At 71.3% G+C, this 12,388-nt stretch carries 9 protein-coding genes; 1 reads left to right on the forward strand and 8 read right to left on the reverse strand.

Annotated elements, in window-relative coordinates:
- Positions 1-452 precede the first annotated feature (452 nt).
- Complete coding sequence (locus ACI2LY_RS04235) at positions 453-1,394, forward strand: helix-turn-helix domain-containing protein (RefSeq protein WP_404705773.1); 942 nt, start codon at positions 453-455, stop codon at positions 1,392-1,394.
- A gap of 14 nt (positions 1,395-1,408) precedes the next feature.
- On the opposite strand, the gene ACI2LY_RS04240 is transcribed toward ACI2LY_RS04235, so the two are convergent.
- The 8 genes from ACI2LY_RS04240 to ACI2LY_RS04275 all read right to left on the reverse strand — a co-directional run bounded on the left by ACI2LY_RS04240 (position 1,409) and on the right by ACI2LY_RS04275 (position 12,332).
- Complete coding sequence (locus tag ACI2LY_RS04240) at positions 1,409-1,600, reverse strand: acyl-CoA carboxylase subunit epsilon (protein ID WP_404705774.1); 192 nt, start codon at positions 1,598-1,600, stop codon at positions 1,409-1,411.
- A gap of 44 nt (positions 1,601-1,644) precedes the next feature.
- A complete protein-coding gene (locus ACI2LY_RS04245) occupies positions 1,645-3,240 on the reverse strand; it encodes an acyl-CoA carboxylase subunit beta (RefSeq protein WP_404705775.1) in 1,596 nt (531 codons plus the stop codon).
- Between the two features lie 188 nt (positions 3,241-3,428).
- Positions 3,429-4,412, reverse strand: coding sequence for a cytochrome d ubiquinol oxidase subunit II (locus ACI2LY_RS04250; protein ID WP_404705776.1), 984 nt, complete (start codon positions 4,410-4,412; stop codon positions 3,429-3,431).
- A 43-nt stretch (positions 4,413-4,455) separates the two neighbouring features.
- A complete protein-coding gene (locus ACI2LY_RS04255) occupies positions 4,456-5,784 on the reverse strand; it encodes a cytochrome ubiquinol oxidase subunit I (protein ID WP_404705777.1) in 1,329 nt (442 codons plus the stop codon).
- 78 nt (positions 5,785-5,862) lie between these two features.
- Positions 5,863-6,756, reverse strand: a complete 894-nt coding sequence (locus ACI2LY_RS04260; protein ID WP_404705778.1) for a LysR family transcriptional regulator — start codon at positions 6,754-6,756, stop codon at positions 5,863-5,865.
- A gap of 98 nt (positions 6,757-6,854) precedes the next feature.
- The gene (locus ACI2LY_RS04265; RefSeq protein ID WP_404705779.1) at positions 6,855-8,606 is read right to left on the reverse strand and encodes a fatty acyl-AMP ligase; all 1,752 of its coding nucleotides are present in this window, start codon (positions 8,604-8,606) and stop codon (positions 6,855-6,857) included.
- A gap of 60 nt (positions 8,607-8,666) precedes the next feature.
- The gene (gene ccrA, locus ACI2LY_RS04270; protein WP_393591407.1) at positions 8,667-9,911 is read right to left on the reverse strand and encodes a crotonyl-CoA carboxylase/reductase; all 1,245 of its coding nucleotides are present in this window, start codon (positions 9,909-9,911) and stop codon (positions 8,667-8,669) included.
- A 75-nt stretch (positions 9,912-9,986) separates the two neighbouring features.
- Positions 9,987-12,332, reverse strand: coding sequence for an acyltransferase domain-containing protein (locus ACI2LY_RS04275; protein ID WP_404705780.1), 2,346 nt, complete (start codon positions 12,330-12,332; stop codon positions 9,987-9,989).
- Positions 12,333-12,388 lie beyond the last annotated feature (56 nt).

The following is a 12,388-nucleotide window of genomic DNA, read 5'->3' on the forward strand; positions in this document are numbered from 1 at the left end:
TCCGGGCCCCACCGATGTCATCGCCCAGATTGCTCAACTGCCGGTGCGCGGAGGAGAAAAAGTTCCCTGCCCCAGGGCGTGGCCAAGACATCCACCCAGGGTGATTTGCCGGTTGCCTCGACGCGGCTCGTGTGCGAGGCTCCAACCAGTCGTGACAGATTGCAACGGGGGTTGCCGCGTGTCCAAGGACGAGCACAAGCGTTTGCAAGAACGACTTCGGCGTGGTGAGCCGTACCGGGCGAGATGAAGTCCGCCCACTCTCCCTGGTTGATCAACCAGATTTCGCATCGGCCGGCTGCTGCGCGAAAGCGCCGACAGAGTTTTCGCACCGGCTGAACAGTAGGGACCGTCAGTCCCGTGAACAGGTGCGCGGCACACTCCCGCGACACCTCTCCGCCTGAGCAGCACCTGCGGCGAGCCTTGCTCCGCCTTCACACGGGTGCGCTTTCGCGATGCCGTTTCAGATCCGCGGCACACTGACGGCCGCCCACCCATTCCTTATCGTCTTCCTCGTCGTCGTCGATTCAGGTTCAAGGAGTGCGGAATTCATGGAGCATTACGCCCGGCGCGCCATCGCGACCATTCACCAAAAATATCATGAGCCGCTGGCACTCGATGATTTAGCCAGATCGGCGATGATGAGCAAGTTCTATTTCATCAGAGTGTTCCAGCGCACGACCGGGGTGACACCGGGCCGCTTCCTGAGCGCCGTCCGGCTGCACGCGGCCAAGCCCCTCCTCGTCCACACCTCCGCCAGCGTGGCCGACATCTCGGCGCAGGTGGGGTACGGCAGCGCCAGTACCTTCTCGCGGCGTTTCACGGCCTCCGTCGGCCTCTCCCCCACCGAGTACCGGCGGATCGGGCGGGACGGCACGGGTGAGTACCCTCGCATCACGCCCCTCGCCGCCGAAAGCGGGCCCCTCGGGTCGGTGACCGGGACGGCCCGCGTGCTGGGAGCCTCGCGATCCCCCCTGCACATCGGCCTGTTCGACAGCCCGCTCTTCCAGGGGCAGCCCGCGGCCTGGACAAGGCTCGACGGGGGCGGCCCCTTCCGGCTGACGGACGTACCGCCGGGAACCTGGTACCTGCACGCCGCGACGCTCAGCGCCCGGCCGTCGAGCGATCAGTGGGGGGACTCCCCGCTGCTCGTGGGCACGGTCGGCCCGGTGCGCATCGGCGCCGACGACCGGACGCGCGTCGACGTGGTCCTGCGTCAGGAGGACTGGACGCGGCCGCCGGTGCTGCTCGCACTCCCCGGCTTTCGCTCACGGCCCGCCCGGCCCCGCGCCGCGGACACCGCCTGTCCTGCCGACCCGTACCGCGGACCCGCCATGACCGGGTACCGCACCCCGCGTCGGCGTACGGCGCCGGACCGGCGGCTCGTCGGCATATGAGGCCGCAGCCCGGCTCAACCCCGCCAACTGTGCGGAGCCTTGAAGCCCCTGTTGCGCCAGTCGGCCCTCTGGGGCGGCTCGTCCGGGGCGACGGCGGCCCGGGCTGCCACACAGGCCAGCAGGACCGCGGTGACAGCCGCGACCTCCTCCGGTTCGGCATGGCCCTTCTCGATGCACAGCACGTCCTCGGCAGCGGTCATGTCCATGGAACGGATCACTCCTCTCGTCCTTCGTCGCGTGAACCAGCGCTCTACTGAGGCGGGTTGCCGTGCTTGCGGGAGGGCAGGTCGGCGTGCTTGGTGCGCAGCATGGCGAGCGAGCGGATCAGCACCTCGCGGGTTTCGGCGGGGTCGATCACGTCGTCGACCAGGCCGCGCTCGGCCGCGTAGTAGGGGTGCATCAGCTCGGCCTTGTACTCCTTGACCATCTTCTGCCGCATCGCCTCGGGGTCCTCGGCGTCGGCGATCTGACGGCGGAAGATGACGTTGGCCGCGCCCTCGGCACCCATCACCGCGATCTCGTTGGTCGGCCACGCGTAGGTCAGGTCGGCGCCGATGGAGTGGCTGTCCATCACGATGTACGCACCCCCGTACGCCTTGCGCAGGATCAGCGAGATCCGCGGCACGGTCGCGTTGCAGTACGCGTACAGCAGCTTCGCGCCGTGCCGGATGATCCCCCCGTGCTCCTGGTCCACGCCCGGCAGGAAGCCCGGCACGTCCAGCAGCGTGATGATCGGGATGTTGAAGGCGTCGCACATCTGCACGAACCGTGCGGCCTTCTCCGACGCCTCGATGTCCAGGACACCCGCGAGGACCTGGGGCTGGTTGGCGATGATGCCGACGACCTGGCCGTCCAAGCGGCCCAGCGCGCAGATGATGTTGCGGGCCCAGCGCTCGTGGACCTCGAGGTAGTCGCCGTCGTCGACGAGCTCCTCGATCACCTTGGTCATGTCGTAGGGCCGGTTGCCGTCCGCCGGGACCAGATCCAGCAGGACATCGCCGCGCCGGTCGGCGGGGTCGGAGGACTCCACCCGCGGCGGGTTCTCCCGGTTGTTCTGCGGCAGCAGCGACAGGAGGTAGCGCACCTCGCCGATGCAGGTCTCCTCGTCGTCGTACGCGAAGTGCGAGACACCCGAGGTCTCGGCGTGCACGTCCGCGCCGCCCAGGCCGTTCTGGGTGATCTCCTCACCGGTGACCGCCTTGACGACGTCCGGGCCGGTGATGAACATCTGCGAGGTCTCACGGACCATGAACACGAAGTCGGTGAGCGCCGGACTGTAGGCCGCGCCGCCCGCACACGGGCCGAGCATCACCGAGATCTGCGGGATGACACCCGACGCCCTGGTGTTGCGCTGGAAGATACCGCCGTACCCGGCCAGCGCCGAGACGCCCTCCTGGATACGGGCACCCGCGCCGTCGTTCAGCGACACCAGCGGAGCACCGGCCGCGATGGCCATGTCCATGATCTTGTGGATCTTCGTCGCATGCGCCTCGCCCAGCGCGCCGCCGAAGATACGGAAATCGTGGGCGTAGACGAAGACCGTACGGCCCTCCACCGTGCCCCAGCCGGTGATGACACCGTCGGTGTACGGCTTCTTCGCCTCCAGACCGAAGCCGGTGGCGCGGTGCCGACGCAGCTGCTCGACCTCCTGGAAAGAATCCGGGTCGAGAAGCAGCTCGATACGCTCCCGAGCCGTCAGCTTGCCCTTGGCATGCTGCGCCTCGGTCGCCTTCTCACTGGGACCCGCGAGGACCTGCTCGCGCACGGAATGCAATTCGGCCACACGGCCACGGATTCCGGTTTCTGGAATAACCGCAGGGTCTGGAATTACCGCCCCTATTCCCATCCCGATCCCCCTCCCAGTCGTGCACACTCGGCACGGCCATCGCATTCCTCACGCTACACGCCGAGTGCGGGCTCACAAACCCCTGACCTCCACCCCCCTATGATTTACCGGCCCTTAATAGTGGTTCCCCTGTGCCACCGGCTCGGCCGCTGTCGCCGCGCGAATGTCAGATTCCGAATAACCGTGGCTTACGGTCGCTGAACTCCCGCACCCGTGAACACCCGCCAGAACCACAGCTGGCCCGCGGCCACCAGGACCAGTGCGGGCAGGACGATCACCGCCAGCAACGTGAGGGAGGCGGAGTCGGCGATCGCGCCGGACAGGGCCAGGCTGTTGCCGCCCGTGCGGGTGGCCAGCACCGTGGTGCCGTTCGCCGCGCCGACCAGGGCGGGCAGGGCCACCAGCGGTGCGGCACCCAGCAGCAGCGCCAGGCCGGTACGGCCGGTCGCCTGGACGCGGTCGGAGGCGTACACAGCGGCGCAGGCGAGCAGCGCGATGGCGGCCACCGTCGCGGGCGCGGGGGTGGCCATGACGCCGAAGGCGGCGACGAGCACGGACAGCAGGAGCAGGACCGGTGTCGACACCCGGGTCACTCGGCCCAGCGCGGCCCGCGGCGAGCTGCCCTCCGGCAGGCCGCGGGCGGCGAAGAGCGAGCCCTGACGCAGGCTTCCGGCGACGGCCAGACATGCGCAGAGCAGCGTGAAGGGGTGGAACAGATCGCCCGCCGCGGCCACGGCGTGCCCGTGGGACCCGATGGACAGGCCCCGGACCAGCATGCCGAGGACGGCTCCCCAACCGGCCGCGAGGACGAAGCTGGCGGCCGCCAGCACGATGTCCCAGGTCCGACGCCAACGGACGCCCTCGTGCGCCGTACGGAACCACAGCGCGGCATCGCGCAGGAACCACGCGCACAGCACCGCGAGGAAGGGCAGCCGCAGCGCCTGCAGCAGTTCCCCCTCCGCCACGGGCAGGGCCCCGAAGAGGAGTCCGCCGAACGCGACCAGCCACACCTCGTTCGCGAGGAAGAGGGGCACGATGGTGCGCCGCAGGCGTGCGCGGTCGCTCTCCTCGTCGGCGAACGGCAGCAGCATCCCGACGCCGAAGTCGAGGCTCTCCAGGGCCAGGTAGCCGGCGAGAAGGAACCCCAGCAGGGCGTACCAGAAGACATCCACGGTCGAATCCCCGTCAGCTTGGCTTGTGTGCGGTCATGGCGAGTCAGTAGGAGGGGTGGACGTCCGCCTCGGATGACCCCCGGTCTCCGTCCCGCGGGACCGTGCGCTGTTCGGTGCCCGGGAAGAGGGCCGCGTCGGCGAGCAGTCCCTTGTCCGGTCCGAGCCGCGCGAAGCGGACCATCAGCGTCCAGTCGACGAGGGCCAGGGTCGTGAGCACGAGGGTGAACACGACGAACGAGGCCAGCATCCCCCCGGGCGAGACGTCCGCGACGGCGTCGTGCACGGTGAGTTCGCCGGTGACCATCCATGGCTGCCGACCGACCTCACGGCTGAGCCAGCCGCAGATCAGGGCCACGAAGCCGAGCAGGAGCAGCACCGACGGCAGCCGCAGCCGGAACCGTCGGCGGGCCAGTGTCTCGCCCACCGCACCGCCGCGGGCGGCCGTGGCCGGGACCCAGGCCAGCAGGACCAGCACGACGCCGAGTACGAGCATGAGCACGGACGCCCCGCCCACCCACAGGGGCGGCAGCCAGTCGCCGTTGCCGTAGTGGGCCGCCGCGGCAGCGCGCACCGTGTCCAGTTCGGCACCGGTCCGGCCCATCAGCACGGCGTACTTCTCGGGCTGGTAGTCCTGGAGCGCTCCCAGCTGCACCGTCCCGGCGACCGAGGTGACGACCGCGCCGCAGCCCGCGAGGACCGAGCCCTGGACCAGGGTCGGGCGGAAGAACTCGGTGTGCTGATCGCGGCGCAGGTGGTAGGCGCTGACGGCGGCCATGAACAGTCCGGCGAGCAGGGCAACGGCGCCCGCGATGTGCAGGACGGCGTACCAGGTGGCCCCGTTGGTGAGGATCGCACCCCAGTCGGTGACGTGTGCGACACCGCCCCGCATCTCGTATCCGACGGGCCGCTGCATGAACCCGTTGACCACCATGACCCAGAACGTGGAGACGTACGCGGTGAGGGCGACACCCCAGATCAGCGCCAGGTGGGCGCGGGGCGGCACGCGGTCGAACCCGAAGGCCCAGAGCCCCAGGAAGGTCGATTCGAGGAAGAACGCGGCGATGCTCTCGATGGCCAGCGGGGCACCGACGACGTTGCCCATGACATGGGAGAGCCCGGACCAGTTCAGTCCGAACTGGAACTCCTGGGTGAGCCCGCTGACGATGCCGAGCGCGTAGTTGACGACGTAGAGGCCACCCCAGAAACGCACCCGGCGCATGCGGGTGGCACGCAGGGCGGGGTCGGCGGTGCGGATCGCCCGGGTCTGTGTCGCGGCGACGACCGTGACGAGTCCGAGGGTCAGGGCGACGAACAGGAAGTGCAGCGTCGCGGTGACCGCGAACTGGAGTCGCGCGAGATCAACTACGTTCACGTGGCGCTTTCCGTCGAGAGGGGAAGGCCGGTGCGGGCACGGCCGACGGGCGGGTGGTTCGCTGCGGCGGGCTGGACCTCAGGGCCGGCCGAGCCGCGTGCGCGCCCGTGACACGAAGGCCCGGGCCGCCGGACTCGTGCGGCCGCTGGACCGCCAGGCCAGGGCAAGGCCGCCGCGCAGATGCATGCTGGTGATCTCTACGGGGTGCAGCCGGTCGGGCTGCGAGAGGACGAACCGCTCGGGCAGGATCGCCATCCCCAGTCCCTGGGCGGCGAGTTGGGCCAGCACCCGGGGGTCGCTCGCCTCGAAGGCCACCCGGGGTTTGATCCCGGCGGCCGCCCAGGCGGCGTCGGACTCGGCGCGCATGGCGCTGCCGCTGGGCAGACACATCAGCGCGTAGCCCTCGACCTCGTCGACGGTGATGCTGCTCTGTCCGGCGAGCGGGTGATCGTGGCTCACCGCTCCGACCAGTAACTCGTCGGCTATCAAGAGGGTTTCGAGGTCCGCGGGCGGAGCGGTGCCGATGCCGACACCGATGACGGCGACATCGATCCGGCCCGCCCGCACGGCGTCGACCAGCTGTTCCGTACTGCCCTCGCCGAGGGAGATCTCCACGTCGGGGTAGGTCTCGCTGAAGTCCGCGACCAGTTCGGGGAGTCTTAGGGAGAGGGAGGACGCCACGGAGGCGAGGGCCACCTGTCCGCGTACGACGCCGGACACGTTCTCCACGGCGTCCCGGACGCCGTCGACGCCGGCCAGCACCGCGCGTGCGTGCGGCAGAACCGCCGCTCCGACACTGGTGAGTTCGACCGTGCGTCCGCCCCGGTCGAGCAGGTCCTGCCCCAACTCGCGTTCCAGCCGCCTGATCTGCGCACTCACACAGGGCTGGGTCACATAGACGCGCGCTGCGGCCTTCGTAAAGCTGGCCTCTTCGGCCACCGCTACGAGGTACTCCAGTTGACGCAGTTCCATACCGTGATCGTAGCGGCGGGACCGTCCGGGAAGACTTCATATTCGGACATCCTGGGAACGGGATGTACACGCATCCTCCCCACAGTGTCCGGGGAACGTCAGATCCCCGTGAAGGCGTCGTCCGCCGACACCGCGAGCCGCTTCAGCGTCCCGGCCAGGTACTGCTCACGGCACGGCCGACGGCGCACCTTGCCGCTAGTGGTCTTGGGGAGGGTCCCGCGGCGGATCAGCACCACGTCCGCCACCTCGATGCGGTGGTGGTGGCGCAGCGCCTCCCGCACGGCGTCCGTCACCTTCCGCGCGCTCGAGTACCGGCCCACCCGGCTGTCCCCCTCGACGACCACGACCACGGACTCCCGCGTGCCGTCGTCGACCGGGAACGCGGCGGCGGACGCCGGGCGCAGCAGCGGGTGGCTGCCCTCGACGGTGGCCTCCAGGTCCTGCGGGTAGTGGTTGCGGCCCTTGACGACGATCAGGTCCTTCAGGCGGCCGGTGATGAACAGCTCCCCGCCGTGCACGAAGCCCATGTCGCCGGTGCGCAGGTAGGGCCCGCCCGCCTCGGCGCCCGCGATGCGCGCCCGGAAGGTCCGCTCGCTCTCCTCCTCGCGCCCGAAGTAGCCCGCCGTCACGCACGGACCGGACACCCATATCTCGCCGACCTCGTCGGGTGCCGTCTCCCCGCGGGTGTGCGGGTCGACGATGCGTACCCGGGTGTCCCCGACCGTGCGGCCGACGCTCATGACGGTGCTGGTCACCACGGACGGGTCCCGGCGGTCGGCCACCGTGACCACCCTGCCCCGGCCCAGTGCCCGCGCGTCCAGCACGAGCGGCGCCGGTTCGGCGTCGGGCGGGCTGCCGGTGACCTTCAAGGTGTGCTCCGCCAGGCCGTAACTCGGGGAGAGCGCACGGCTGTCCAGGCCACTGGGGGCGTACTTGCCGATGAACTCCGCCATCGTGTGCTCGCGGACCGGCTCGGCGCCGTTGGCGGCCATCCGCCAGCGCGAGAGGTCGATCGGCCCGCGCACGCTGTCGCTGCGTACACAGAGGTCGTAGGCGAAGTTGGGGCCCGAGGAGTGCGTGCCGCCGAACCGGGACACCGCCTCCAGCCAGCGCCCGGGACGGCGGATGAACGCCTCGGGGCCCATCAGGTACGAGGGTCTGCCCGCCCACAGGGGCAGCACGATGCCCAGCAGGAGGCCCATGTCGTGGAAGAACGGCAGCCAGGAGACGACGCTTCCGTCGTCCTCCATCGGCCACAGCTGGTCCGTCTCCCCCGCGTTGAACCAGAAGTTGGCGTGCGTGACCATCACGCCCTTGGGTGTCCCGGTGGAGCCGGACGTGTACTGCAGCAGGGCCACGTCGGACAGCTCGGGCACGGGCAGTTCGGTGCCGGGTGCCGGTGCGGGCAGCTCATCGGTGGCCACGATGTCCAGGCCGTCCAGCTCGGGCAGTCCGGCGAAGTCCGCGAGGACCTGGTCGCGGACCTCGCGGGTGGTGAGCACCAGCGTGGTCCGCGCGTCGTCGGCGATGGTCCGCACCCGTCGCGCCGCGTGCAGGCGCGTCGGAACCTGGACCGGGGCTCCCTGGAGACCGGCCGCGGTGCAGGCCAGCCAGACCCTGATGAACTCCAGACCGTTGGGGTACATCAGCACCGCGCCGCGCCGCTCGCCCGCCAGTCCCGCGAGGGCACCGGCCCTCGCCCGTACATCGGCGTGCAGCTGGGCGTAGGTGATCTGCTCGCCGATCTCCTCACCGTTGCGCAGGTAGACGTAGGCGACGGTGTCGGGCAGCTCGTCGGCCCGCCGGGCCAGCAGGGCGGGCAGGGGCAGAGGCGTGCGCTCTGTCGTCACATCAGGGTTCATTGCCGTCCGTTCGTCATGGGTGGGACGCGGGCGTCGTCGAAGGGCCGCTCAGGCGACGTCGGTCAGCCCCGCGCGCGGCGCGTTGATCAGCGCCGCCATGTTTCCGGGGGGCTGACGGTTCTCGTGCATCATCTGGTGGGCGTCGCCGATCTCCGGCAGGGTGAACAGCCCGGACAGGCAGGGGTCGAGCTGCCCGGAGGCGACGAGGTGGATCACCGCGCGGCACTGGGCCGGGTTGAAGCCGTGCGAGCCCTGCAGCCGCTTCTGCCGCATCCACAGGAAGCGCAGGTCGACGTCGGCGGCGTAGCCGGAGGTGCCGCCGCAGATGGTGACCATGCCGCCGTTCTCGCACAGGTACATGGAGGTGGGGATGGTGTCCTGGCCGCTGTGCTCCAGCACGATCTTCGGCGCGCGGCGCTCGCCGAGGGCCTCCCAGTAGGCGCGGCCGAAGCCGCGGAGTTCACTCATCCAGGCGCCGAACGCGACGGAGTCGGTGAGGTCGGGCATCCGGCCCCAGTGGGAGAAGTCGCGGCGATTGACCGTGCCGACCGCGCCGAGGCCGCGGCAGTACTCGGCGCGCTCCTCGCTGGAGACCACCGCGACGGGCAGACCGCCCGCGTTGCGCACCAGTTGGATGCCCATGGAGCCGAGCCCGCCGGCGCCGCCCCAGATCAGCACCGGGTCGCCCGGCTTGACCGTGTTGGGCGCCCAGCCGAACAGCTGACGGTAGGCGGTGGAGCCGGTGAGGATGAAGGAGGCCGCGGACTCCCAGGTGAGGTTCTTCGGCTTCGGGTGGCACTGGTAGTCGGCGGCGAGCGCGAACTGGGCGAAGGTGCCGAAGTTGGACTCGTATCCCCACGCCTGCATCGTGGGCGAGAACGTCGGGTCGCCGCCGAGGCGGATGTCCGGCGCGGTCTCGTCCCACTGGCCGCCGGAGAGCACGACCTGGTCGCCCACGGAGACCCCGGAGACGCCCTCGCCGACGGCGAAGACCACGCCCGAGCCCTCGGAGCCGCCGATGTGGAAGTCCTCGGGCTCGCCGCGCTTCTGCCGGGCGGCGATGACGTCCAGCGGATAACCGAGCCCGGCCCAGACGTTGTTGTAGTTGATGCCCGCGGCCATCACCCAGACGAGCACTTGGCCGCGCCCCGGCTTGGGGGTGTCGATGACCTCGGTGGCGAAGGACTTCTTCGGTTCGCCGAAGCGGTTCGCGCGGATCACGGACGCGTACATCTTCTCCGGGACGGAGCCGAGCGGCGGCATCTCACCCAGCTCGTAAAGGTTCTTCCCCATGGTCACTGGTCTCCTGGTCGTCGTGGAAGGTGCGGGCGGTGCGGGGATGCGGAGGTGCGGGAGGTGCCCGGTCCGTCAGGCCGCGGGCGCCGGGAACCCGGTGCGTTCGTACGGGTAGCCCGGCAGGGAGGTCCGTCGGGGGGCGCGCGGCGGATGCAGCGCCGCCCACTCGATCGCCACACCGGCGGCCCACAGCCCGCCGAGCGCGGACAGCAGCACCTTGGGGTCGGGCGTCTCGTCGGTGGGATGCGGCAGGGTCTGCAGGATCGGGTGGCTGTGCCGCAGGTCCGCGTGACGGCGGGCCAGTGACGTCAGCGTGGTGCCGGGGCCGACCTCGACGAGGGCGCAGCGCTGGACGGCGTTCAGCGTCTCCAGGACGTCGTGGTAGCGCACGGCGTGCCGCATGTGACGGCACCAGTAGCCGGGTGTGCCTATCTCGTCCGGGTCGGCCCAGGTCCCGGTGGTGTCCGAGACCACGCGGATCGTCGGCCGGTGGAACGCGATGTCGGCGAGGAACGCCTCGTACTCGTCGAGCACCGCGTCGACCAGCGACGAGTGACCGGCGCCCGGGATCTTCAGCAGACGGGTCTCCAGCCCCTTGGCCGCGTGCTCCTCGACGAACCTGCGCACCGCCTCGCGCGGCCCGGAGACGGTCACCTGGTCGGGGCCGCTGATGACGGCGATCCCGACGCCCTCCGGGAGCAGCGGCAGGAGTTCGGCCTCGGGCAGCCGTACGGCTGCCATGGCGCCGGGGGCCAGGCTGAGCAGCAGCTCGGTGCGCTTGAGGATCATCCGGACCGCGTCGGGGAAGGAGAACACCCCGGCGACGCAGGCGGCGGCGTACCCGCCGAGGCTGTGGCCGACGACCGCGGCGGGGCGGACGCCCCAGCGGACGAGGGTCTTGGCGAGGGCGTACTCCAGGACGAACACGGCGAGTTGGGCTATCCGGCCGTCCGCGACGGAGCGCCGGGCCGCCTCGCGCGCCTCCTCGCCCTCGGGGTCGAAGACGCCGCCGAGGTCGATGTCGGCCGTGGCCCGTACGTGCGCGACGCACGCGTCCAGTTCGGCCCGGAAGCGCGGGTCGAGGCGGTACAGCCCCTGCGCCATGCCGACGTGCTGGCCGCCGTGCCCGGGGAAGGTGAACACCACCGGCGGGGGGTCACCCGCGGAGCCGCCCGCGGACCGTTCCGTGGTCCTGACCTTGACGTCGGCGAGCGCGGCGGCCGCCTCGGCGGGGTCGCGGGCGACGACGAAGCCCCGGTGGCCGTAGCGGGTCCGGCCCGTCTGCAGGGTCCAGGCGGTGTCCTGGAGCGTCTCGGCGCCGCCGCCTCGCTCCAGGTGGCGGCCGAGCCGTCCGGCCACCGCGGCGAGCGCGGCGGCGGACTTCGCCGAGTACGGCAGCAGTTGCCAGCCGTCCACGGCCGACCGGGGTGCGCGGGCGGGGGCCGCCGCGGGTGCCTGCTCGACGATGGCGTGGGCGTGGGTGCCGAAGTGGCCGGAGGCGCTCACCGCGGCGCGGCGTGGTCCGGCGGCGCCGTCCGGCCGGTCCGTCCCGTCGTGCACCGCGAGGACGGCGCGTACGAAGGCGGCGGCCGCGGGGGTGGTGTCGGTGACGCTCAGCCCCTCGGGGGTGTCCACCCCGACGACCGTGTCGGCCGCTGCGCCGCTCACCGCGAGAGCGTCGCGGAAGAGGCGTGCGCGGCCCGCGTCGGCGGACTCGTCGCGGCCCGTCGTGCCGATGGCCGTGCCACGGACGACCGCGTAGATCCGGTCGCCGTCGTCCAGGGCGGCCCGCAGCGGCTTCAGCACGGACACCGCGCAGCCGCCGTCCGGGTCGCCGGACGTGGGGGTGTGCACGGTGACCGACCCGGCCAGCGCCAGGTCGCACTCACCGCCGAGCAGCGCCTGGACGGCGGTGTGCACCGCGACCAGAGCGGTCGCTCCGGCGGCCTGCACGGAGACGGCGGGACCGGTGAACCCGAGCTTGTAGGCGACCCGGGAGGCGAGGAAGTCGGCGCCGGTGCCGACCCGGATCTGCCGGTCGTCCGTCGCGGGCGATCCGGCGGCCTGGCGGCGCAGCCGCGCCGCGTGGCCGGTGGTGGCACCGCCCGCGTAGATGCCGACGACGGCCTCGTCCTCGGCCGGGTCGTGCGCGGCGTCCTCCAGGGCGTGCTGGGCGCACTCCAGCAGGACGCGCTGCTGCGGGTCGAGGATCGCCGACTCGCGCGGCGAGATGCCGAAGAACCGGTGATCGAAGGCGTGGGCCTCGGCCAGCGGCCCGGCCGTCGCGTCCGCCGCGTGGCCGTCGCGGAACGCGTCGAGGTCCGCGGCCTGCCCGAAGCGCGCCGCCATGCCCACGACGGCCACGTGGGCGTCGAGGTCGAAGCCGGGGTCCTGGTGTGCCGGTGCGAGGTCCGTCATGCGGTCCGCCCTCCCCTTTCTCGTCGAATTCCTCGTCGAAGTCCCGTACGCGCGCG

The organism is Streptomyces sp. NPDC002176 (assembly GCF_044903645.1).
Lineage (GTDB): Bacteria > Actinomycetota > Actinomycetes > Streptomycetales > Streptomycetaceae > Streptomyces.